This is a genomic window from Endozoicomonas sp. PH6C, assembly GCF_059322965.1.
Map to the genome: position 1 here is coordinate 4,715,050 of NZ_CP185342.1, position 22,681 is coordinate 4,737,730.

20 protein-coding genes are annotated in these 22,681 nt (G+C 47.5%); 12 read left to right on the forward strand and 8 right to left on the reverse strand.

Features of this window, described 5'->3' with window-relative positions:
• Positions 1–225 precede the first annotated feature (225 nt).
• Positions 226–561: a PBPRA1643 family SWIM/SEC-C metal-binding motif protein gene (locus ACOMG9_RS17405; RefSeq protein WP_422134705.1), complete on the reverse strand. Its 336-nt coding sequence runs from the start codon at positions 559–561 to the stop codon at positions 226–228.
• 431 nt (positions 562–992) lie between these two features.
• Here ACOMG9_RS17405 and ACOMG9_RS17410 point away from each other — a divergent pair, with 431 nt between their 5' ends.
• From ACOMG9_RS17410 to ACOMG9_RS17455, 10 genes are all read left to right on the forward strand, one after another.
• The gene (locus tag ACOMG9_RS17410; protein WP_494529169.1) at positions 993–2,006 is read left to right on the forward strand and encodes an ArsJ-associated glyceraldehyde-3-phosphate dehydrogenase; all 1,014 of its coding nucleotides are present in this window, start codon (positions 993–995) and stop codon (positions 2,004–2,006) included.
• 218 nt (positions 2,007–2,224) lie between these two features.
• A complete protein-coding gene (locus tag ACOMG9_RS17415) occupies positions 2,225–2,980 on the forward strand; it encodes a metalloregulator ArsR/SmtB family transcription factor (protein WP_494529170.1) in 756 nt (251 codons plus the stop codon).
• 13 nt (positions 2,981–2,993) lie between these two features.
• Positions 2,994–4,229: an organoarsenical effux MFS transporter ArsJ gene (gene arsJ / locus ACOMG9_RS17420; protein ID WP_448217829.1), complete on the forward strand. Its 1,236-nt coding sequence runs from the start codon at positions 2,994–2,996 to the stop codon at positions 4,227–4,229.
• A 242-nt stretch (positions 4,230–4,471) separates the two neighbouring features.
• The gene (gene fkpA / locus ACOMG9_RS17425) at positions 4,472–5,251 is read left to right on the forward strand and encodes an FKBP-type peptidyl-prolyl cis-trans isomerase (protein ID WP_448217830.1); all 780 of its coding nucleotides are present in this window, start codon (positions 4,472–4,474) and stop codon (positions 5,249–5,251) included.
• 176 nt (positions 5,252–5,427) lie between these two features.
• On the forward strand, positions 5,428–7,410 hold the full coding sequence (locus ACOMG9_RS17430; RefSeq protein WP_448217831.1) for an amidase: 1,983 nt from the start codon (positions 5,428–5,430) through the stop codon (positions 7,408–7,410).
• Positions 7,411–7,755: 345 nt separating this feature from the next.
• Positions 7,756–9,759: an amidase gene (locus tag ACOMG9_RS17435; RefSeq protein WP_494529171.1), complete on the forward strand. Its 2,004-nt coding sequence runs from the start codon at positions 7,756–7,758 to the stop codon at positions 9,757–9,759.
• A gap of 188 nt (positions 9,760–9,947) precedes the next feature.
• On the forward strand, positions 9,948–11,924 hold the full coding sequence (locus ACOMG9_RS17440) for an amidase (RefSeq protein ID WP_494529172.1): 1,977 nt from the start codon (positions 9,948–9,950) through the stop codon (positions 11,922–11,924).
• A 102-nt stretch (positions 11,925–12,026) separates the two neighbouring features.
• Entirely contained in the window at positions 12,027–13,109 is a 1,083-nt protein-coding gene (locus ACOMG9_RS17445; protein ID WP_448217834.1) for an SbmA/BacA-like family transporter, read from the forward strand.
• 140 nt (positions 13,110–13,249) lie between these two features.
• A complete protein-coding gene (locus tag ACOMG9_RS17450) occupies positions 13,250–13,726 on the forward strand; it encodes an RING finger domain-containing protein (RefSeq protein WP_494529173.1) in 477 nt (158 codons plus the stop codon).
• Positions 13,727–13,929: 203 nt separating this feature from the next.
• Positions 13,930–14,385 carry a DUF29 domain-containing protein gene (locus ACOMG9_RS17455; RefSeq protein WP_448217836.1) on the forward strand — a complete coding sequence of 152 codons (456 nt, stop codon included), beginning with the start codon at positions 13,930–13,932 and terminating at the stop codon, positions 14,383–14,385.
• 125 nt (positions 14,386–14,510) lie between these two features.
• Here the strand turns inward: ACOMG9_RS17455 and ACOMG9_RS17460 are convergent, their stop codons facing one another.
• From ACOMG9_RS17460 to argR, 7 genes are all read right to left on the reverse strand, one after another.
• A complete protein-coding gene (locus tag ACOMG9_RS17460; RefSeq protein WP_448216038.1) occupies positions 14,511–16,028 on the reverse strand; it encodes an IS1182 family transposase in 1,518 nt (505 codons plus the stop codon).
• 372 nt (positions 16,029–16,400) lie between these two features.
• Positions 16,401–16,982, reverse strand: a complete 582-nt coding sequence (locus ACOMG9_RS17465; RefSeq protein WP_448217837.1) for a PqiC family protein — start codon at positions 16,980–16,982, stop codon at positions 16,401–16,403.
• A gap of 4 nt (positions 16,983–16,986) precedes the next feature.
• The gene (locus ACOMG9_RS17470) at positions 16,987–17,955 is read right to left on the reverse strand and encodes an MlaD family protein (protein ID WP_494529174.1); all 969 of its coding nucleotides are present in this window, start codon (positions 17,953–17,955) and stop codon (positions 16,987–16,989) included.
• Complete coding sequence (locus ACOMG9_RS17475; RefSeq protein ID WP_494529175.1) at positions 17,952–18,785, reverse strand: ABC transporter ATP-binding protein; 834 nt, start codon at positions 18,783–18,785, stop codon at positions 17,952–17,954. The genes ACOMG9_RS17470 and ACOMG9_RS17475 overlap by 4 nt, the downstream gene beginning before the upstream one ends.
• A 2-nt stretch (positions 18,786–18,787) precedes the next feature.
• Positions 18,788–19,861, reverse strand: a complete 1,074-nt coding sequence (locus ACOMG9_RS17480; protein WP_448217840.1) for an ABC transporter permease — start codon at positions 19,859–19,861, stop codon at positions 18,788–18,790.
• Positions 19,862–19,877: 16 nt separating this feature from the next.
• Entirely contained in the window at positions 19,878–20,033 is a 156-nt protein-coding gene (locus ACOMG9_RS17485; protein WP_422138615.1) for a hypothetical protein, read from the reverse strand.
• 84 nt (positions 20,034–20,117) lie between these two features.
• Positions 20,118–20,576 (reverse strand): transcriptional regulator ArgR, encoded by a 459-nt coding sequence (gene argR / locus ACOMG9_RS17490; RefSeq protein WP_422134720.1) that lies wholly within the window; start codon positions 20,574–20,576, stop codon positions 20,118–20,120.
• A 378-nt stretch (positions 20,577–20,954) separates the two neighbouring features.
• Between argR and ACOMG9_RS17495 the strand changes: the two genes are divergently transcribed.
• Entirely contained in the window at positions 20,955–21,692 is a 738-nt protein-coding gene (locus ACOMG9_RS17495) for an ATP-binding cassette domain-containing protein (RefSeq protein ID WP_494529176.1), read from the forward strand.
• Positions 21,693–21,879: 187 nt separating this feature from the next.
• The gene (locus ACOMG9_RS17500) at positions 21,880–22,656 is read left to right on the forward strand and encodes a lysine/arginine/ornithine ABC transporter substrate-binding protein (protein ID WP_422134722.1); all 777 of its coding nucleotides are present in this window, start codon (positions 21,880–21,882) and stop codon (positions 22,654–22,656) included.
• Positions 22,657–22,681 lie beyond the last annotated feature (25 nt).

Below are 22,681 nucleotides of genomic sequence, written 5' to 3' on the forward strand. Positions count from 1 at the left end.
TCGATAATCCGCTGGATAGGATAAATCAACTCCAGAATCACCATTCGTTATAAATGCTTGCAGCTTCACAGATGCCAGAGTTACAAAACGATAGGGCAATAATCAAGGTGGGAGACAGTCGAGTCCGGTGGCAAATGAACTACCACCAGGTAACCAACAGAGCCTTTTGAAGTGAAAGCCGCCTGAAAAGTCTGGCAGGTTCTTATGTAGCACAGTGCCAGGCTATTATGATCGGCCACAGCACTTCTTGTATTTCTTACCGCTACCACAAACACAAGGATCGTTGCGACCCGGTGTTTTTTCTACCACCCTGGTGGTTGGCAGGTTCTTCAGTAACTCCAGATCAGAGACATCTTCCTGCTTCTCTTCATCTATCTCAATGGTGTAAAACCAACCATTCTCTTCAAAAATGGCCGACAGCTCCTGCTCACGCTCTTCATTCTGAACAACCACACTGGCAGGATTTTTCTCAGTACCCAGCCGGGCTGTTTTCTTACGCTCGAAACCCCGGTTGTGTTTATCCGCAAGGTTCATCAGACGGTTGCCTTCGGCATAAAGCATAGGTAGCCCACCACATTTGATCGTAAATTTTGTATCCGTACCCGATAACCTCTGAGCAGGGATAGCCAGTAAAACCGACGTAATCTACTGGATTTGAAAGGATTTAGCCAGAAGTCTGATGAATTTTTAGTCAAATTGCTCATTACTCAGCCTCCAAGGCCACGACTTCACGCCAGCGAGCCCTGATGACCAGTTCAAGAATGCCACCAGTGAAAACCGGGTCTATCCTTTCATCCATAGCCGCTATCTCCATAGAAATCTGCTACCAAGAGCTTTTTAGCCATGCAAACCCAACTTAAGTCCCGCAGGTAGAATGACTGAAATCAACGCGTAATACTTGACACTCTTTTTTTTATATTTGATTATCCGCATATTCAAATATTAAAACTTGTTCTTCAATTCATAAAACAACCTGAAGTAGTGAGGTCATCATGGCAGTAAAAGTAGGTATTAATGGTTTTGGCCGAATCGGCCGTCTGGTGTTGCGTGCAGCTTTTGACTGGCCAGAGCTGGAGTTTGTCAGAATCAACGATGTAGCAGGCAGTGCCTCAACCCTGGCGCACCTGCTGGAGTTTGATTCTGTTCAGGGTCGCTGGTCACGCAATATTTCAGCCACTGACAACCGCATTAACGTTGATGGCAGGACGATCACCTGCAGTCAGATAAAAGAAATAGACAACCTGGACTGGTCAGACTGCGATGTGGTTATCGACGGCACCGGCGTTCACAAGAAAACGTCAATCCTGCAAAAATACCTCAACCAGGGCGTCAAGAGAGTGATTGTAACCGCTCCTGTCAAAGAAGAAGGGGTTCTGAACGCCGTTATGGGTGTTAACGATCACCTGTTCGATCCGGAAACACACCGAATTGTAACGGCTGCATCCTGCACCACCAACTGCCTGGCACCTGTCGTAAAAGTTATTCACGAAAACCTGGGCATTGTTCGTGGCAGCATGACGACTATTCACGACATCACCAACACCCAGACCATTCTCGATGCTCCGCACAAGGATCTGCGTCGTGCCAGAGCCTGCGGTATGTCACTGATTCCCACCACCACCGGCTCTGCAACAGCCATCACCCACATCTTTCCGGAATTGAAGGGCAAGCTGAATGGCCATGCTGTTCGTGTGCCTCTGGCCAACGCTTCTCTGACCGATATGGTGTTTGAAGTGGCAAAAGACACCCGTATTGAAGAAGTGAACAGTCTGCTGAAGTCAGCCGCCGAAAATGAACTGGAAGGCATTCTCGGTTACGAGGAAAGGCCCCTGGTTTCTATCGATTATCTGGGCGATACCCGCTCCAGTATTGTCGATGCGCTCTCAACCATGGTGGTCAATGATCGAATGGTGAAGATCTATGCCTGGTACGACAATGAGATGGGCTATTCAGTCAGAACGGCTGAACTGGCCAGAAAAGTCGGGCTAGCAGCCTGTCGGACTTAAGCGTCCGTAGCGAGGATTGCAAGAAATTGAGGATAAAAAACTCTGTTTCTGAGGAGAATAGCGAGCTATTTGACGAAGAAACAGAGATTTTTAGACCAATTTATTGCAACCGCAGTAGGACAGTCTTAAGTCCGACAGGCTGCTAGGAGGCTGAGTTAATTTCAAACCCGGCCCTGAGCCGACCAAACCGAGTGTTATACGACGGACATTTATTACCGATGACGCCACTGTTTTCTATCTTGTTTCTCTGTACCGGAAACTCGGCCCGCTCTCAGCTGGCAGAAGCCATCTTTCGCAATATGGCCGATGATGACTTCAGAGTTTTCAGTGCCGGAACCCAGCCCCAGGGTATTGATGACAGAGTCTTTCAGACGCTGAAAAAACGGGGCATCGCCGCTGATGGCCTGACAAGCAAGAGCCTGGAGGATCTTGATGAACAGCATTTTGATTATGTTATCACCCTGTGTGATAACGCCAAGAACGAATGTGCTCACTACCCTCAATCGGACGCACTGTTACACTGGGATCTTGCAGACCCCAGACGACAGGAAGGTCTGAGCCCGTTTGAAACTACTGCCGACATTCTGGAAGGACACATCAAACTGTTTCTCCAGCTGAATACCCCCGGTGTTATCAAAAATGATTCCAATCCGGTCGATTTTTTCAAGCTGCTTTCTGACAATACACGACTGCGTATTCTTATGCTGATTGAGGATGAACATGAACTCTGCGTCAATGATCTGGTAGAAGCCCTTCAGGAAAGTCAGTCCAAGATTTCCCGTCATCTGGCACAGATGCGTTCTTTAAAAGTGCTGGGCTCCCATCGCCGTGCCCAGAACATTTTCTATCGCCTCAATCCCAATCTTCCACCCTGGATGAAGCTGATTCTGGCGGTAACAAGAACCGGCCAGCCGGACTTTATTAACCAGGAAAAGATCCGCCTGAAAGCACAGGCTTCAGACAGCAGCAGATAGGTCGGAAAGTATAATGTTAAAGAATCTGTCGTATGACCTCAGACAGTACTTGCTGGTGACGTTCAATTACTGGAATTTCACCCTGACCGATGGCGCCCTCCGGATGCTGGTGGTACTGCATTTTTACAGTCTCGGCTATCAGTCTCTGGAAATAGCCATGCTGTTTCTGTTCTATGAGTTCTTCGGTGTGGTAACCAACCTGGTTGGCGGCTGGCTGGCGTCCAGGCTGGGATTGAACCGCACGATGAACTTCGGCCTTGGCCTGCAGATTTTTGCTTTGTTGTTGCTTAGCGTACCTTCCCAGTGGTTATCGGTGCCACTGGTCATGTTTGCCCAGGCCCTTTCAGGTATTGCCAAAGACCTGAATAAAATGAGTGCCAAAACGGCCATCAAAAAACTGGTCAGTAGCAAACAACAGGGTAAGCTGTACCAATGGGTCGCTATCCTGACAGGATCAAAAAATGCTCTGAAAGGCGCTGGCTTCTTTCTGGGTGGTGCACTTTTATCACTGATTGGCTTCAGAAATACACTGTTTGCCATGGCGACAGTTCTGGCTCTGGTTCTGATTATGAGTCTGATCTGGCTGAACCGGGACTTCGGCAAGTCCAGAGCAAAAGCGAAATTTAGTCATATATTTTCTGACAACCGCGCCATCAACATCCTCTCAGCAGCCAGAATGTTTCTGTTTGGCTCCCGGGATGTCTGGTTTGTCATTGCCCTGCCGGTCTATCTCTCTGGTGTCTTTGGATGGAGTCACTCTGAAACCGGTGGCTTTATGGCCCTTTGGGTGATGGGTTATGGGTTTGTGCAAGGGCTGGCGCCACGAATTACCGGCAATGAAAGTGACTCACCTCCCGGACGCAGAGCTGCCACTGTCTGGGCAGCAGCACTGTTATTATCCGCAATAGCTGTTGCCTCGGGCATCCAGCTGGAATGGCACCCTGAGCTGACTATTATTGCCGGACTGCTGGTGTTTGGTGCCATCTTCGCTATTAACTCCTCACTGCATTCATACCTGATTGTCAGCTATGCCCGGGAGGATGGAGCGTCCATGGATGTGGGATTCTATTATATGGCCAATGCCATGGGTCGACTGACGGGTACCCTATTATCAGGATGGCTGTTCCAGTTGGGTGGACTGACTGTCTGCCTCTGGGTATCCTGCCTGTTTGTTGCCTTGACTACATTGATCTCCCTTGGCCTGCCGAGGCTGCATCCTCATGCTCCCTCTCCCGTTAACAAGCTTTAAGACACAGGCTGAATCCATAAAAATATGCACAAATGTACCAATAAAGCCGCTAATTTAGTCAACATCCAGTTTGAAAAGGTCAAGAGAGTGTCAGAACCCACAAAAAAAGCTCTGAAAAGTTCAATTACTATAATCCCTGTGCCATTATTCAATATTTAATCATCAGGGCAGGGTTCTCCCTGTCTATACCGGGTCTAAGCCCTTGACTGGCAGGACTTTGACCAACCCATTGGAGAAAAATAGTGAAAAAGGTTCTCAAAGTAACCACGTTGGCCGCAGTAGTTGCTCTTGCCGCAGGTTGTAGGGAAAACACCCAACCCGTTACTGAAGAAGTCAAGCTGGAATCCCCTGAGCAGAAAGCCGCCTACGCAATGGGGGCTTCGCTAGGCAACTACGCAGATCAAACCCTCAAGCAGCAGGAAGAAATGGGTATCACCATTGACCGTGAACTGCTCAAGAAAGGATTTATGGAAGCCTTGAATGGCGAGAGTAAGCTGAACGATGAAGAGATTCGCACCGCCCTGCAGGGTCACGAAGAGCGTATCCGACCCATCATTGAGAAAAAGGTTCAGGAGCGTCTGGACGAAGACCGCAAGAAGGGAGAAGACTTCCTGAAGGAAAACGCCAAGAGAGAAGGCGTGAAAACCACTGATTCAGGTTTGCAGTACGAAGTCATTGAAGCCGGTAAAGAAGATGCAGCAAGGCCGGGCCCTGAAGACCAGGTCACCGTTCACTATACGGGCACCCTGATCGATGGCACCGTTTTCGACAGCAGTGTTGAGCGCGGCCAGCCAGCTACCTTCCCTCTTAACGGCGTGATCAAAGGCTGGCAGGAAGGTCTGCAATTGATGCCGGAAGGCTCCAAGTACAAGCTGTATATTCCAGCTGAACTGGGGTACGGTGATCAGGCTGCAGGGTCCATCCCACCAGCTTCTACACTGATCTTCGAAGTTGAACTGCTGGATATCGCTGACGACAGCGATAAAACCAAAAATGACAAAAACAGCACTGACAAGAAGTAATTCCTGACTATCGTTTTCAGTCAGTCAAAAAGGCCGGAGATCTTCCGGCCTTTTTTTATGTTAAAAAATGAGTACAGGTCGATACCAAAGAGAATCTGAAACGTTGTCGGCTCCCATTAATCTATACTGGTCTCCTGCTTAGAAAATTGTCAAAGAAACTCTATTGAGGAACTACAATGCAGCGTTCAGGTGTAGCTCTTGTATTGACTCTTCTTCTGGTGGCGGCCGTTAGTTATGGCTATGTCTTGTCCGATCCTGTTCTTGTTGATATTGACCATCGTACCGGTCAAAAGCCTTATATCACCAGAGACTATTATCCTGACTGGCTGAGTTCTTCAAAAAGCCTTTCCGGATTTTGGCTGTCCTATGCCCGACAATGGTTAGTGGATCATGGGAGTACCAATGAACAGTTTGAGCTCATCAAAAGTGAGTTGTTCATCAGCGACATAAACCCAGAAGATCCTGTGCTTTTCTCCGACGCAGAATTATCAGCACTCAATGCAGGTATTCCCGGCAGGCCTGAACGGCCACCTTTTGAAGAGGCTTCCTCTTTAGACACTGGCTTTCGCGGCAGTCCAACTGCCAGGATATCCGAGCTTTTTGATCGTGCCGGTGGCATTGATGACATTCAACAATTGTTTGCAGAACAAAAACTAACCCCATCCAGGCTGGTTGAAGATATTTATCTCTGGTACGAAAAAAAGCTGCCAGAAGGCATGAAGGATGTGCTGATCGAGCAAGACAAAGATCTGGCAATGAGAGTAGCTGAATTCTCAGATCGGCGATGGCTAAAGTGTATTTCAGAATACCGGGGTGTTATTGAAGAGTGTAAAAAACAGCGGATTATCGGTGAGCTGGAAGGCATTCCTATTGCCGTAAAATCAGAAGTCAATGTTGCAATGTATTACCCAACCGCAGGCGTTTATCGTAGAAAAATGTTCTATCGTTCGCCTTTTAAAAAGGTGTATCAAGATACTGAATCTGAAGTGGTCAGATTGTTAAGGAGTGAGGGTATTATTATCCTAGGGCTAACCCATCAACATATTTTCGGGCTTGGGGCAACGGGAGAAAATCCTCAATTTCCCAGGATCTCTAATCGATTCAGTCCTTCTCATATCCCGGGTGGATCATCAAGTGGCAGTGCCCTGATGGTTGCCCTTGGCCTGTCACCGCTAACAGTAGGTACTGATAGTGGAGGGTCTGTAGCCATTCCTGCCTCATTAAATGGTTTACCCGGTCTTAAACCCACCACAGACAAACTGTCCACCAAAAATTATGACATCTCAGCGCCGGGTCTGACGGCTATTGGACTTATTGGTGACCGTTTTAAAGATATTGCCCTCGGTTATCAGGTTTCAAGCGGGCGTCATCCCACCCTTCAGGTGGCTGAGGTTTTGAAGACCCTCAAAATAGGTCTTGATCCTGAGTGGCTTGAACATGCAGATAAAGAAGTTTCAAAGAAGACATTTGAATGTCTTGACCGACTGGCAACCAGACTTAAAAAACGCCAAAGTCGCAAAGACAGCCTCTTTGTCAGAATGCAATTTATGCCTGAAAACTTCAGAAAACGGCTCTGGGCGACACATATGATCCTGTTTGGGCATGCAGCAGCGGAGAGAAAATTTAAATTTATGGACTCAGGCTTAATACCGTATGAAACCCAAGTTGCTCTGTTGATGGGCAAGGCCCTGTCTTATGAACAAGTCCAGCGAGCCAAACAAAACCAGAGAGACCTGGTCGGTCATTTTGAAAACAATATATTTTCAAAAGTTGATGTTATTGCCATGCCTACGACCTTAACGCCTGCTACAGCCAAATTGAAACACTGGCTAACAAATACAGCTGGCGAGTTGAATTTTGCCACCACGTATCTTCTGGCATTCAATGCTTCGCTGGCCAACCTGACAGGCAGCCCAAGGATAACCATCCCCTGCGGCTTTAATCATGAAGATCTGCCTTTTGGTCTTCAGCTAATGGGTGCTTTTCATAGTGAATACCTGTTGCTTGCAATTGGTAATTTGCTTGAACAGGAAATGGACGGAGAACTCAGAAAAAAGGCGGATAGCAACACGTTTTTGAAACGTTTTAAACCCTATCAAAAACTTTCCCCTGATGATGGTGGCAGTGTGCCTTATAAAGTCAGGAAAGGAGATTTGTAGCTATTGCGCACCATGATGGTCAAAATTCCTTTCGCAGCACTGCTGCTTCCGCTGCCATCCCTTCGAAGTTGACTGCTGGATATCGCTGACGACAGCGATAAAACCAAAAATGACAAAAACAGCACTGACAAGAAGTAATTCCTGACTATCGTTTTCAGTCAGTCAAAAAGGCCGGAGATCTTCCGGCCTTTTTTATGGTCAATTCACAGCTTTGCGAGAAAAATCCGAGTTAAAAAATGAGTACAGGCCAATACTAAAGAGAACCTGAAACGTTTCCGGCTCTCGTTAATCTATACTGGACTCCTGCATAGAAAATTGTCAAAGAAACTCTATTGAGGAACTACAATGCAGCGTTCAGGTGTGGCTCTTGTATTCGCTCTTCTTCTAGTGGCGGCCGTTAGTTATGGCTATGTCTTATCCGACCCTGTTCTTGTTGATATTGATCGTCGTACCGGGCAAAAACCTTATATCACCAGGGACTATTATCCTGACTGGCTGAGTTCTTCAGAAAGCCTTTCCGGATTTTCGCTGTACTATACCCGAAATTGGGTAGTGGGTCTTGGGAGTATCAATGAACAGATTGAGTACATCAAAAGGCAGTTGGTCATGAGCTGCATAAACCCTGAAGATCCTGTGCTTTTCTCCGACGCAGAATTATCAGCACTCAACGCAGGTATTCCGGGCAGGCCTGAGCGGCGACCTTTTGAAGAAGGTCCTTTTGAAGAGGCTCCTTCTTTAGACAATGTCTCTCGCGGCAGTCCAACTGCCAGGATATCCGAACTTTTTGATCGTGCCGGTGGCATTGATGACATTCAACAATTGTTTGCAGAACAAAAACTAACCCCTCCCAGGTTGGTTGAAGATATTTATCTCTGGTACGAAAAGAAGCTGCCAGAAAGTATGAAGGATGTGCTGATTGAACAAGACAAAAATCTGGCAATGAAAATGGCTGAAGCCTCGGATCTGCGATGGCGGAATTGTACTTCAGCATACCTGGGTGTTATTGAAGAGTGTAAAAAAAAACGGATTATTAGAGAGCTGGAAGGTATTCCTATTGCCGTAAGCTCAGAAATCAATGTTGCAGGGTATTACCCGACCGCTGGCCTTCGTCGCAAAATGGCCTATCATCCGACCTTTTACATGGCGTTTGAAAATACTGAATCTGAAGTGGTCCAACGGTTAAAGAGTGAGGGAGTTATTATTCTGGGGTCAACCCATCAACATATTCTCGGGCTTGGAGCAACGGGAGAAAATCCACAATTTCCCAGGATCTCTAATCGATTCAGTCCTTTCCATGTCGCGGGTGGATCATCCAGTGGCAGTGCCCTGATGGCTGCTCTTGGCTTGTCGCCATTAACAGTAGGTACCGATAATGGAGGGTCTGTATCCATTTCTGCCTCATTGAATGGTTTACCCGGTCTTAAACCCACCACAGACAAACTGTCCACCAAAAATTATGACTACGCAGTGCCGGCTCTGACGGCTATTGGACTTATTGGTAACCGTTTTAAAGATATTGCCCTCGGTTATCAGGTTTCAAGCGGAATTCATCCCACCCCTCAAGTAGCTGAGGCTTTGAAGACTCTAAAAATAGGCCTTGACCCTGATTGGCTTGAACATGCAGATAAAGAAGTTTCAGAGAAAACATTTGAATGTCTTGACCGATTGGGAACCCAACTTAAAAAACTGCAAAGTCACAAAGACAGCCTCTTTGTCAGAATGCAATTTATGCCTGAGAACTTCAGAAAACGGCTCTGGGCGACCCATATGATCCTGTTTGGGCATGGGGCAGCGGAGGGGAAATTCAAATTTGTAGGCAAGACTGATGGTATGGACTTACCCCATGAAACTGAAATGGCTCTGTTGATGGGCAAGGCCCTGTCTTATGAACAAGTCCAGCGAGCCAAACAAAACCAGAGAGACCTGGTCGGTCATTTTGAAAACAATATATTTTCAAAAGTTGATGTTATTGCCATGCCTACGACCTTAACGCCTGCTACAGCCAAATTGAAACACTGGCTAACAAATACAGCTGGCGAGTTGAATTTTGCCACCACGTATCTTCTGGCATTCAATACTTCGCTGGCCAACCTGACAGGCAGCCCAAGGATAACCATCCCCTGCGGCTTTAATCATGAAGATCTGCCTTTTGGTCTTCAGCTAATGGGTGCTTTTCATAGTGAATACCTGTTGCTTGCACTTGGCAATTTGCTTGAACAGGAAATGGACGGAGAACTCAGAAAAAAGGCGGATAGCAACACGTTTTTGAAACGTTTTAAACCCTATCAAAAACCATCCCCTGATGATGGTGGCAGTGTGCCTCATAAAGTCAGGAAAGGAGATTTGTAGCTATTGCGCACCATGATGGTCAAAATTCCTTTCGCAGCACTGCTGCTTCCGCTGGCGCCCAGGAGTCTGGTGGCACCCTCGTTTGGGCGAGGGTTTGAACGTTTTTGCTAAAAAGGCTCAGACTCCGAGTGTTCTATACTTCGCTCCTGTTGAAAAAATTGTTAATGATAATCTATTGAGGAACTCTAATGCGGCGTTCAGGTGTAGCTCTTGTATTCACTCTTCTTGTGATGGCAACCGGCAGTGATGGCTATGACTTATCTGACCCTACTCTTGTTGATATTTATAACCCTTGCCGGCAAAAGCCTTATATTTCCTGGGACTATTACCCAGACTGGCTAAGCTCTTCACAAAACCTTTCCGGATTCTGGCTGTCCTTTGTTCGAAGTTGGGTAGTGGGTCATGGGACTGTTGATCGACAGATTGAGTTCGTCAAAAGTCAGTTGGTCATGAGTGGCATAAACCCTGAAGATCCTGTGCTTTTCTCTGAGGCAGGATTGACGGCTCTCAATCCAGGTATTCCGCACAAGCCAGAACGGGCTCCTTTTGAGGAGACAGCTTCTGAAAAGACATCTCCTGAAGAGACAGGCTCTCGTGGCAGCCCAACGGGCAGGATATCCGAACTTTTTGATCGTGCCGGTGGCATTGATGATATTCAGCAATTGTTTGCAGAACAAAAACTAACCCCTTCCAGGCTGGTTGAAAATATTTATGACTGGTACGAAAAACAGCTGCCTGAAAGCATGAAGGATGTGCTGATTGAGCAAAACAAAGATCTCGCCATGCGTACGGCAAGGGCCTCCGATCAGCGGTGGCTAAAGTGTATTTCAGCGTATAATGGAGTTATTGAAGAGTGTAAAAAGCAACGGATTATCAGCGAGTTGGAAGGTATTCCTATTGCTGTAAAATCAGAAGTCAATGTTGCAGGCTATTACGCGACCGCTGGCGTTAATCGAAAAAAAATAGCCGATCAATCGCTTTTTCCCATTGTCACTGAAGAGACTGAATCTGAAGTGGTACGATTGTTAAAGCATGAGGGTGTTATTATCCTGGGCCTAACCAATCAACATCTTTTCGGGCTTGGGGCAACGGGAGAAAACCCCCACTTTCCCGGGGTCTCTAATCGATTCAGTTCTTTCCATGTCGCGGGTGGATCATCCAGTGGCAGTGCCCTGATGGTTGCCCTTGGCCTGTCGCCATTAACAGTAGGGACTGATGGTGGTGGCTCTGTATCCATTCCTGCCTCATTAAATGGTTTACCCGGTCTCAAACCCACATCTGACAAGTTGTCCACCAAAAATTACATCAACGCTGAGTTAGACATGGTGGCTATTGGGCTCATCGGTGAGCGTTTTAAAGATATTGCTCTGGGCTATCAGATTGCAAGCGGACGTCATCCCACCCTTCAAGTAGCTGAAGCTTTGAAGACTCTAAAAATAGGCCTTGATCCTGACTGGCTTGAACATGCAGACAAAGAAGTTTCAGAGAAAACATTTGAATGTCTCGACCGATTAGGAACCCGACTTAAAAAACTGCAAAATCGCAAAGACAACCTGTTCGTCAAAATGCAGTTTACCTCTGAGAATTTCAGAAAACGGCTCTGGGCAACCCATATAACCCTGTTTGGGAGCTGGGCAGCGAAAGGGAATCTCAATTTTTTGGGCAAAGGTATACCTTATGAAACTGAAATGGCCCTGTTAATGGGCAAAGCCCTGTCTAATGAACAGGCCGAACGAGCCAGACAGAACCAGAAAGTGCTGGCAGATCACTTTGAAAAAAATATCTTCTCAAAGGTTGATGTTATTGCAATGCCAACAACGTTAACGCCTGCTCCGGCCAGAGTGAACCACTGGCTAACAAATACCGCTGGCGAGTTGAATTTAGCCAAAGCTTACCTTCTGGCATTTAATACTTCACTGGCCAACCTGACAGGAGGTCCCAGGGTGACCATTCCCTGCGGCTTTAATCATGAAAACCTGCCTTTTGGCCTTCAGTTAATGGGAGCAATTGACAGCGAATATCTGCTGCTTGCCATTGGCAGTTTGCTTGAGCAGGAGATGGCTGAAGAACTCATGAAAAAGGCAGAGAGCAATACGTTTTTGAAAGGTTTTAAACCCCATGAAAAACCATCCCCTGACGCTCATCTGCCCCATAAAGATTTATAGCTATTGTAAACGGGCTGATAGCGGCTGCTGCACCAAAAAATGAACGATTTGAATCCTCAACTGTCAAAAGTTATATACACAATGCAATAGAGGAGTGCAGGGATGCTGAAGTGCTTTTTCTTGTCAAAACAGTGGGCCATATGGGCCTGGGGAGGGCTTGCCGCCCTGCTCACCTCTATATTTATTGAAGTCAGCATGATGGTCAGAATGAATGAATGGTATGGCGAGATGTGGAATATGATGCAGCTGGCCAAACCGGAAACCATTGACCGTTTCTGGGAACTGATTCTTCTATTCTGCGCCATAGTTTTTCCCTATATTTTACTGAGAACCCTTTCCAGCTTCCTTTCACAGCACTTTTGCTTCCGCTGGCGGCAGGCCATGACCCTCGCTTACCTGCCCTTCTGGCAAAAAGTAGATAGTGACATTGAAGGCGCCTCCCAACGCTTGCAGGAAGATCCCCAGCGTTTTGCCAGAGTCACCGAACTGCTGGCACTGGGACTGTTTCGCTCCATTCTGACATTGATCGCCTTTATCCCCATTCTCTGGACGCTCAGTGAGGAGATTTGTGGCAAGCTGGCGGACTGGCTCAACAGCCCCGCTTTTGCGGAGAACTATGATAAAATTCCGCTATCCCTGAAAGGCATGGAAATCATGAGTCAGATACCTGGTTCCCTGCTGTGGTTTTCCTGCCTGTTGTCTTTCAGCGCCGTCATCATCTCCTACGTTGTGGGCATCCGCCTGCCCGGCCTTGAATACAACAACCAGAAAGTCGAAGCCCGCTTCAGAAAACAGCTGGTTTATGCTGAAGACGATAAAACCTACGCCAACACTCCAACGCTGCTGGAGCTGTTTACGGGACTGCGTTTGAACTATTTTCGACTGTTTCTCAACCACTCCTACTTTTCACTCTGGCAAAACTTCTTTTTCCAGTTTGTGTCTATTGCCGACCTGATGGTCATTGGTCCGGGTGTTATTTACGGCATCATCCTGATGGGGACTTTAAACAGAGTGTCCCATGCATTTAGCAGTGTTTCAGACAGCCTTTCCTACTTTACTGAAAACTGGGCAAACGTCACTGAGTTGTTATCCATTGTTAAACGCCTGAGAGAGTTTGAAGTGAATATCGGTTATCGTTCTGAATCGGGGTCGTCCGGACTGTTTAAAACTCAATACAAATCTTAACTCTGCGCTCGCATTGCTCCTGCATCCATGCGCAGCAAATTGGTCGGCCTTCTGGATCTTTCCGGGTCGTTTAATATCCTTCATAACTAAAGCATCGGCCACACTTCAGAAAGCAAATCTATCACGGGGGGCTTAATAATATGAAAATTAATATAATCAGACATTTTTTAATTCTTCTAATTACTTTTTTTATTTCAAATGCGGTATCTGCCCAATCAATCTGTCCTATTTGTCTTGAAATATTGCACTACGAGGATAAAGGTATTTCTTTATGCTGTCAGCATGAATTTCATGAGCGTTGTATTTCACGCTGGAATAAAAGAGAGAAAAAAGACACATGCCCAATATGCAGAAAGGAACTAATCTATCATCACGATTTGCATATTTTAAAAGCTCATGACTTATGCGGAAAAGTTCCTTACATTAAAATTGAAATCACACCCCACCTTTGCTCTTTTTCTGAACTTTTCTCTGTCAGATCAAGAGTAGATGAGGTTTTATCTGTAATCTTAAAAAAAGAAATTGATATGAGATTGGAAGAAGAAATAGAACGCTTAAGATTGAAGATCATTAATTTACATCTTGTTGACGATGATGACGATGACGATGACTTGTGAAAGCATTACAGTCGTTCTGTGCTATCAAGCTGATTGAAACCGGAATGCTGACCTGCCGTGTTGACGTGTCTGATCCAGTAAAATTGCGGCCCCGGTGCGACCCAATAGCCGGTTCAGTAGCGATCTACGCTGGTTGGTATTGATGGGAATGACATTACAATACTTGTCCTATACTCTGCTGTAGTTAACGGGGGAGTTACATCATGGATAATGATCAGAAAACACTTTACGAGTCCGACTTCTATAGTTGGACTAAACAGCAGGCTCAACTCATTAAAGAACGCCGGTTCGACGAACTTGATCTCGATAACCTTGCTGAAGAAGTGGAAGATATGGGGAAGCATGAGCCGCGTTCATTAACCAGTCACCTGATGCAACTGCTCATGCACTTATTAAAATGGCAATACCAGCCAGAGCGACGTTCAAGAAGCTGGCGGGACTCCATCATTTTACAAAGAGCCAAGGCTAAAGATGTACTTGATGAAAACCCCGGTCTGAAGCCCAGGAAGGCAGAACTGTATAAAAAAGCCTACCAAAAAGCCGTCGTCCTTGCGGCCAAGCAAACCGAGTTGCTCCTTAAAACCTTCCCTTCAGAATGTCCGTGGACGTATGAAGAAGTCATGCACGATGACTTTCTTCCAAAGGACCCGCCGCACTAGGAGCCTGACCGAGAATGGCGTAACTAGATCCCCAGAGGCTCTCTAAAATTTCAGGATGAGCAAAAAACATCCAATTTTTGGTGTAATTTTGCTCATTTTTGCAAATTTAGGCCTTTTCACAGCCTTTATGCCGCTTTTTTAACCCCTTTTAAATTCTCAAGACGGATTGATCCCGTTGAAGCGGCCTTCACAAATTTTTTGAAATTGTGTGCCGTGCATACCAGTGAGAACTCTGCTTCTACCTTCTCTTTACCACGAAGGCTAAAACTCCTGAACCCTGAGTTTTTTATATGACCAAACGGTGGCTCTGCAATGACCTTACGACGCTCATAGATTGCTTTCGCACTGGCTGTCTCCATTTTCTTGTTCATACGTTGCCGCGCGGGCTCAAACTTGTCTGTGCGGATGACCCTGCCAGCATCCTTTTTTGAGCCACTGCATTGTGAACGGTAAACACACTTCCTGCATGCGTCCTTGTTCGCCCGGTAACTCTGCCTCTTGGCCTTGCTGTCTGGGTTAGTTATCAGCTTCTCCCCAGCCGGACAGATAAACACATCCATTTCTGCATCGTAGTCAAAATCTGCTTTGACAAACTTACGCTCAGAGTCCTTAAGCTGGGTATCTGCTGGCTTCTCTTTTCTGTCGGTGGCTATGTAGCCATCTATTTCATGCTTATCCAGCACATGCAGGTTTGGCCCTGAGAAATAACCATTATCCATGCTCACCTTATCCACAACAGCACCATCGGTTGTCTCAGACAGTGCTTCCAAAGCAGGCTCTGCCTCCTGAACATCATTGGCTTGCTGGCTGATGTGCTGGCCGACGATGATCTGATTATCAGCATCTACGGTGATTTGAGCATTGTAGCTGTACTCACAGTAACTTTTCTTGCTCATGATCCGGGCATCATGGTCTGCAAAGCTTATCTGCCTTTTGTCGTCAATAGGCTCATCAGGGTTCAGGGCTTTTTCGCGTTCTTCAAGGGCTTCTTTGGCCGCTTTGATTTTTTTCAGACGCTCCTCTTTAAACTGGAGGTCTTCAGGAATGCTGTAGCCGTTGCTTGCTTTGTAGGCGTCGTCTTCTTCCTGGTCGCACTGACTGGCTTTTTTGATCAGCTCATCCACTTCTGCACTGAGTTCTGCCTCTTTAGCCTTGAGCCTTCCGTAGGTCATGGCCTTGTGCTTTGAGCTGTTGGCTTTGAACTTGGAGCCATCCAGGCTGATATGGCCCAGTGATGCCATTTTGAGCTCCATGGCCAGTTTGACGGACTGTTTGAAGCAGTCATGAAAAAACGACAGATTTTCCTTACGAAAATCTCCCAGAACCCTGAAATTTGGGCAGTTCATTTGTGAGATATACATGAACGCCAGATCTTGTCGACACCGTCGCTCAATCTGACGGGAGCTGAAAACACCATGGCTATAGGCGTAGATCAGAATAGCGACAATGAGCTTTGGAGGGTAAGCGTGCTGACCAAGGTGGTGATATTTTTTTTCAACCTCAGACGTATCGATGTTCTGAAAAATGCTTTCATAAACGAAACAATCATGGTCTTTGGGAAGCAGGTCGAAAATGTTGGTTGGGAACAGCAGATGCTGGTCAAACTCAACAGGGCTGTCCTTGAATTTTGGTGGTGGTGACATCTGGCATCATCGGAGTTGGTTTAAGGCTTATCATAACAGATAAGCCTATTCTCGGTCAGGCTCCTAGGAGCCTGACCGAGAATAGCTGCCCTACTGCGGCGGCAGCAAATTGGTCTGAAAATCCGCTTTTGTTCGTCAAATAGCTAGCTATTCTCCTCACAAAACCGAATTTTCATCCTCAATTTTCTGCCGTCCTCGCTACGGGCGCTATTCTCGGTCAGGCTCCTAGTAGGCTGACCGAGAATAGCGCCCGTCTGGGCGACCCCGTCCAGGCGACCCCGTCCAGGCGACCCCGTCTGGGCGACCCCGTCTGGGCGACCCCGTCTGGGCGACCCCGTCTGGGCGACCCCGTCTGGGCGACCCAACAACTCTTCAATGCTGAGCAACAATGCCCTTCTCTATTCGCTGACTCAGATCAGCCAGCAAATAACTGAAGCTTTTAACCCATTGCTCAGGAGTGCTTCCTTTTGGGAGATTTCTGGTTAACCTGACGGTGCGAAATTCAACGCTTGCCTGTTTTTTAAGGAGGGTAAAACTGGCATCCAGCTCCATGTTATTGCCAGACCAGGCCAGATTATTAATGTCAACTGCCACAGCAATATCAGGTGCCTGACTCCTCAACCAGGGTCCGGCCTGAATATCAGAGTGAGGAAATAATGCCATCAGATTCTGAGTCAGGGTACGTGTGATTGCATCCTGTAGTGGTTCACCCCAACGCTGATTATCGAAGCGGATAAGTTTGTACCCCCCGTCGTTTATAATCAGACCAGATCGATCCATCCAGCCCGGGATTCTGGCCGGAGCCACTCCGATTGACGATACTCTAGTCTGACCGGACTCCCCCTCAACTACCGGCTTCAGAGTGTAGTACTGAAAAGGTCTGACTTGACTCACGCAGGCCGACATAAGAAACACGGCAATCAGAGGCAGAAACCATTTAACATGACTTTTCATGACATTACTCCCCTGTATCTCTGCCCAACAACACTGAACCCGGCTGTTCTTCCAACAACTCTGCCAGCTCCCTGACAGCATCTGCCGAGCGACTGATATCCTTACTGCTGCGATCCAATTGATACATCAGAGGCGAGTCAGGTGCCAGGGTATCACTCAGTTCCATTGTCGTTTGCTCCAGTGCTTTCAGGACAGCTTCTACAGAGGATAATACCTCGCTTACCCGACCAAGCGTTTTTGGCAGTTCTCTCTCAATAGCCTGAGACATCTGGTTCATGCTATCAGCCATAGGGACAAATTCATCCCTGATGTCTGACATGCTTTTAGCCATATCCTCTGACATAGCCCCAAACTGTGAAAAAGCCTTATTGAGTTTTGTCGGCATCTGCTGAAATGCCTGACTGCTACTGATGGTATTCAGGTTGTGGGCAATACTTTTCAAGTCTGCTATAAGCGCAGGCAGGTTCATTTCGTCCAGATCTTGAGTAATGGTTTCAAAATCAGTGGGCACCGTCGGGAGCTGAGGGTATTGTGTAGAGACAGGAATCGTTCGCGCACTGGTTTTGTAGAAGTCCACTTCGACGTACAACAATCCTGTGAGAAGACTCTGGGTTTTGAGCTTGGCTGCCAGTCCCCGGAACACCAGTTGCTTCATGATATCTTCAGGAACTTTTCCTCCCTTACCAATAACCATGTCCGGATAGATATCGATAATCACCGTATTTAATAACTCTTCCTTGTCCACATACAGCTGGGTGCGGATATCCGTGACTTCACCAATTTTGACCCCTCGCAGCGTAACAGGAGCTCCAATATTCAGACCCATAACACTACTGTCGTAGATCAGCTCATAACGCTCTTTGCTGTGACTGGAGTAACTGCCCTGGCCTACAAAGATGGCAAGACCCACTGCCAGTCCGATCATGGTAATCACGAACAGACCGGCAAAAATGGAGTACCTTTTTTTATTCATCGTCCTCTTTCCCCGGAAGCCCGCTGATGGCTCTTCTCAGAAGCCCGCTGATGGCTCTGCCCTCGGGACAGAAAGTCTCTGACCAGGGGCTGAGAGCTGTGATTCAGCATATAGGACGGAGCCCCCGTATCCAGCTGTGTTTTAGTCTGCGCATCGAGAAATACGCCATTGGAGCCTATGGCAAAAATACTTTCCAGTTCATGGGTTACGATCACAATCGTTACTCCCAGTGACTGACTGAGCTGAAGAATCAGATCGTCCAGCCGCCTGGCACTGAGAGGATCAAGACCGGCTGACGGCTCGTCGAAAAACAGCACGTCAGGGTCCAGAGCCATAGCCCTGGCCAGACCGGCACGCTTGGCCATACCACCACTGATTTGTGACGGATAATAGTTTTCATAGCCTGCCAACCCGACCAGAGCCAGCTTGTAACGCACCAGATCGAATACCTCTGCCGGTTTCATCCGGGTATATTGGGTGAGAGGAAAACCGACATTTTCTGCCAAAGTCATGGCACTGAACAGGGCACCACTCTGATAAGTGACTCCCCACCGCTTCCGCATTTCCAGCTGCTGGTTGTCTGTGGCAGAAAAATAGTCCCGCCCCTCATAGGCAATGGTTCCGGCGGCTGGCTGATAGAGTCCGATCATATGCTTGAGCAAAGTGCTTTTACCACAACCACTACCTCCCATGATCACAAACACATCGCCTTTGTGAACCTTAAAGGTCAGGTCCTGCTGTATAAGGTTGCTGCCGTATTTCATAGTCAGCTGGCTGACTTCTATTGCTGCGCTTTTTCTATCCGTAGCTTGGGGACCTGGCTGCTCCATTATCAAATACCCATCTGGAAATAGAGAATATTCAGACCTGCATCCGCGACCACCAGATAGACAATAGCAGTAACCACCGCCGTAGTGGTTGCCTTACCCACTGCCGCAGAAGAGCGGCCACAGGCCAGTCCGGCCTGACACCCGGCAAAACTGATCAAAATAGCGAACACCAGACTTTTAAATAAGCCTGTCATCACATCGGCCATGGCGAAGGAACCGGAAAGCTGATAAAAATACTGGGTGAAGGTGATGTCCATACTGAGAGCCACAGCCGAGCCTCCCAGCATTCCCAATACATCGCTATAAAGCGTCAACAATGGCATGGCCACAATAAGGGCCAGCATTCTCGGAAGCACCAGATAATCAACGGTCTTGATGCCCAGCGTGGTAAGAGCATCAACCTCTTCATTGACCTGCATGGTACCCAGCTGTGCGGCGTAGGCAGCGCCTGTTCTACCGGCCATGATGATAGCGGTCATCAAAGCCCCCATTTCCCGCACCATACCAATACCCACCAGATCAGCCACGTAAACTTCAGCACCAAACTGTCGTAACTGGACTGTCCCCAGGTAGGCCAGAATCATGCCTACCAGAAAGCTCAGTAAGGTCACGATGGGTAATGCCGCTGGCCCGGTCTGATGCAAAAACTGAAAAAAGTCACCAGGTCTGACATCGCTGCGCAACCTGAACATTCTGATTATTCCGAGCGTGATATCGCCCAAAAAAAGAACAACATTTTCCAGCCACTGAAACACTCCTTTCGTCAGGAATTGCAGTGACTGCAATGAAAAAAAAGTCTTTTTAGTCGAAACGTTTTCCACAGGAACTGCGATGGCCAACTGATGAAGGTTCTGGACATCTTCCGGCAACCCGGAGAGTAACAACTTTATATTATTACTATCACAGTGTCGTTGAAGCTTGAGCAACCAGGCACAAAACAGCGAATCCCATTGAAAGGAAGCGTCGGTCAGGAGATCAAGCGTCTGGAGGTCCCCTGAAATCAGTTCAGAAAATAACTGCACAGCATCAGGTAACGCCTGATACCGGTCCCAACTACCGGACAGGATCGCACTCATGTGTTCTGGATTAACGTTATGCGCTATCTTGAAACCGGGTGATGCCATCGACTCTGGAAGCACTGAAAAAATGAGCCACAAGCATATAGACAAAAATGAACCGGGTAAATATGCCTGTGGCAGGCTTTACCCAGCCCATCAGCTCATTCAGCAACAGTTCGGGTCCGCTCAAAATTATTAATTCATTGACGTACAAAACAGCATCTCGCACTCACGTTCTGCGAGGATGTCAATCAGTCCAATGATAATCAGGGTGTTACATAAACAGCTTGACGATACCGTCCTGAAGCCTGTCAATTTCAGCAGAGGAAACGGGAGCTACAAAAATAGTGTCGTCGCCCGCTACACACCCCAGGATACCATCGGAGCGGCCGACGGAATCCAACAGCCGTGCGATCATCTGGGCAGCCCCCGGACTGGTTTTGATCACGATCAACATGCCGTTGTTAGCTACGTCTTCCACCAGATCTCTGACGGCAATATTGGAATCCATTTTCCCCAGTTCCGGGGGCAGACAATACACTTGTTCATTGCGGGCATTGCGAACACGAACAGCACCGTGGCGACAAAGTAACCGGGAAACTTTTGACTGACTGATATTATCAAAGCCCTGACTCTGAAGTTGCTCAACGATCTGGCTTTGGGACCCGCAGCGCTCTTCTTTAAGCAGCTGTCTGAAAGCCTTAATGAGTTCTTCCTGTTTTTGACTGGCCATAACCTTTGTTCATTGCTCCTGAATTCCCAGGCAGTAGTGACCAGAATCCCTGGCCTCTTCTGGATAAAAAAGCACCAATTATGAATAAGTATTCTAAAAATACTTGATTTTATCCATGATCGTATAAGAGAATCTATTTTTATGTGAACCAGTCGTCTGTTCGGCCTATGCTTTTCTGGCAAGAAAGGGTTAAGCTCAACGGACTCCGTCAGCCCTGAAGCCTGCCCATATCATAAAATCGGGACAGGCTTTTTTGTGCAAGCGCGACAAACACCTTGCACGGGGCAGGACTCTCACACAGTCATGAGCACAAAACATTCCCGCTGCATCTCATACCCGGCAAAGCGGGAATTCTCACAAAATGGCAGATGAAAGGCAATGGGCATAGTCGTAGAGGGCCTCAGCAAAGCATTTGGCTCCACACAGGTTCTTAAAGATATCAGTTTTAATATTCCCCGGGGTGAAACCACCGTTCTTCTGGGGGCCAGCGGTGCAGGTAAAAGCACCCTGCTGCGCATGCTCAACCTGCTGGAAACACCCGACCAGGGCACCATGAAAATCGCTGATATGGCGTTTAATTTCAACAACGGCCATAACAGCAGGCACCTGAACAAACAGGCTTGCGCCCTGAGACGCAGGGTAGGCATGGTATTTCAACAATACAATCTCTGGCCACATATGACCGTGCTTGGCAATCTGATTGAGGCTCCGGTTGTACAGGGTATGCCCAAAGAGCAAGCCACCACCAAAGCCAGAGAACTGCTCGAGCGTGTTGGCCTGTCTGAAAAAGCCGACGCCTGGCCTTCTTCGCTGTCGGGTGGCCAGCAGCAACGGGTAGCTATTACCCGCTCCCTGATGCTGTCGCCAGACGTTCTTTTATTCGATGAGCCCACTGCGGCTCTTGATCCGGCTATCACCAATCAGGTGGTAGAAGTGATCAGGGAGCTGAGCCAATCCGGTATCACCCAGGTAGTTGTCACTCACGAAGTCGAATTTGCGCGAAAAATTGCCAGCAAGGTGATTTATCTTGAAGATGGTCATATTGTTGAAGATGGATCATCCGATCACTTTGCTCACCCCCGGACAGAGGCTTTTCGCAGCTATCTGGAACATTGACCCACCGGAGACAGCGTCTCCGACCATTGCAGCCAGGTGCTGATGCAGATAAACACTCCTTTCGTCCTGAGCTTTTTGAAGGATGGTGTCACCGCACTTCAACAAGTCTGCTGTTTATGGAATGGAGCCTTACGCCTGACTGCACTGGCTTGTTTATAGACTTTCATGATTTCTGGAGTATCAAAAAATGAAAAAGATGTTCGCTTCCCTGCTGGCGACCAGTGCTTTGACTGTTGCCACGCTCATTGGCGCTCAATTCACTCAGGCTCAGGCTGTCGAGACTATTCGCTTTGCCACAGAAGCCACTTATCCTCCTTTTGAGTTTGTGGGTAAAGACAATCAACTGGAAGGGTTTGATATTGATCTGGCCAAAGCCATCTGTAACGAACTGAAAGCAGAGTGTACGTTCAGCAATCAGTCCTTTGACAGCCTTATTCCCAGTCTGAAGTTCCGCCGTTTTGACGCAGTGATTTCAGGGATGGACATTACTCCAGACCGTCTCAAGCAAGTCGACTTCAGTGGCCCTTATTATGAGAACTCGGCCATCTTTGTCACCGACAAAAACAAGGGATTAACGTCTATTGAAGCGCTCAAGGGTCACTCTGTGGGTGTTCAGAACGGCTCAACCCATCAACAGTATCTGATCGAAAAGCTGGAGAGTCAGGGTGTTAAGGTCCGTCCTTATGACACATTCCAGAATGCTTTCCTGGATATGACCAGTGGCCGGGTTGATGCGGTCTTCGCCGATACTGCGGTTGCCAGAGAATGGATGAAAGAAAGAGGCGAAGGTCTCTATGCCCAGGCAGGCCCAGAGGTGAAAGATGCAGATTATTTTGGCATCGGCTACGGGATTGCAGTCAGAAAACAGGACAAACTGAAGGAAGAAATTGATTCTGCCCTGAAAAAACTGAAAGAAAACGGCACTTACCAAAAAATCTACGACAAATACTTTAACAAAGCCTGAACTGCATCCTGCCCAGTTGCAGTCT

What these genes read in the sequence shown, in the direction of transcription:
- ACOMG9_RS17405 (WP_422134705.1), bottom strand. Translation starts at nt 561, where the DNA reads ATGCTTTATGCCGAAGGCAACCGTCTGATGAACCTTGCGGATAAACAC.
- ACOMG9_RS17410 (WP_494529169.1), top strand. Translation starts at nt 993, where the DNA reads ATGGCAGTAAAAGTAGGTATTAATGGTTTTGGCCGAATCGGCCGTCTG.
- ACOMG9_RS17415 (WP_494529170.1), top strand. Translation starts at nt 2,225, where the DNA reads ATGACGCCACTGTTTTCTATCTTGTTTCTCTGTACCGGAAACTCGGCC.
- arsJ (WP_448217829.1), top strand. Translation starts at nt 2,994, where the DNA reads ATGTTAAAGAATCTGTCGTATGACCTCAGACAGTACTTGCTGGTGACG.
- ACOMG9_RS17430 (WP_448217831.1), top strand. Translation starts at nt 5,428, where the DNA reads ATGCAGCGTTCAGGTGTAGCTCTTGTATTGACTCTTCTTCTGGTGGCG.
- ACOMG9_RS17435 (WP_494529171.1), top strand. Translation starts at nt 7,756, where the DNA reads ATGCAGCGTTCAGGTGTGGCTCTTGTATTCGCTCTTCTTCTAGTGGCG.
- ACOMG9_RS17440 (WP_494529172.1), top strand. Translation starts at nt 9,948, where the DNA reads ATGCGGCGTTCAGGTGTAGCTCTTGTATTCACTCTTCTTGTGATGGCA.
- ACOMG9_RS17445 (WP_448217834.1), top strand. Translation starts at nt 12,027, where the DNA reads ATGCTGAAGTGCTTTTTCTTGTCAAAACAGTGGGCCATATGGGCCTGG.
- ACOMG9_RS17450 (WP_494529173.1), top strand. Translation starts at nt 13,250, where the DNA reads ATGAAAATTAATATAATCAGACATTTTTTAATTCTTCTAATTACTTTT.
- ACOMG9_RS17455 (WP_448217836.1), top strand. Translation starts at nt 13,930, where the DNA reads ATGGATAATGATCAGAAAACACTTTACGAGTCCGACTTCTATAGTTGG.
- ACOMG9_RS17460 (WP_448216038.1), bottom strand. Translation starts at nt 16,028, where the DNA reads ATGTCACCACCACCAAAATTCAAGGACAGCCCTGTTGAGTTTGACCAG.
- ACOMG9_RS17465 (WP_448217837.1), bottom strand. Translation starts at nt 16,982, where the DNA reads ATGAAAAGTCATGTTAAATGGTTTCTGCCTCTGATTGCCGTGTTTCTT.
- ACOMG9_RS17470 (WP_494529174.1), bottom strand. Translation starts at nt 17,955, where the DNA reads ATGAATAAAAAAAGGTACTCCATTTTTGCCGGTCTGTTCGTGATTACC.
- ACOMG9_RS17475 (WP_494529175.1), bottom strand. Translation starts at nt 18,785, where the DNA reads ATGGAGCAGCCAGGTCCCCAAGCTACGGATAGAAAAAGCGCAGCAATA.
- ACOMG9_RS17480 (WP_448217840.1), bottom strand. Translation starts at nt 19,861, where the DNA reads ATGAGTGCGATCCTGTCCGGTAGTTGGGACCGGTATCAGGCGTTACCT.
- argR (WP_422134720.1), bottom strand. Translation starts at nt 20,576, where the DNA reads ATGGCCAGTCAAAAACAGGAAGAACTCATTAAGGCTTTCAGACAGCTG.
- ACOMG9_RS17495 (WP_494529176.1), top strand. Translation starts at nt 20,955, where the DNA reads ATGGGCATAGTCGTAGAGGGCCTCAGCAAAGCATTTGGCTCCACACAG.
- ACOMG9_RS17500 (WP_422134722.1), top strand. Translation starts at nt 21,880, where the DNA reads ATGAAAAAGATGTTCGCTTCCCTGCTGGCGACCAGTGCTTTGACTGTT.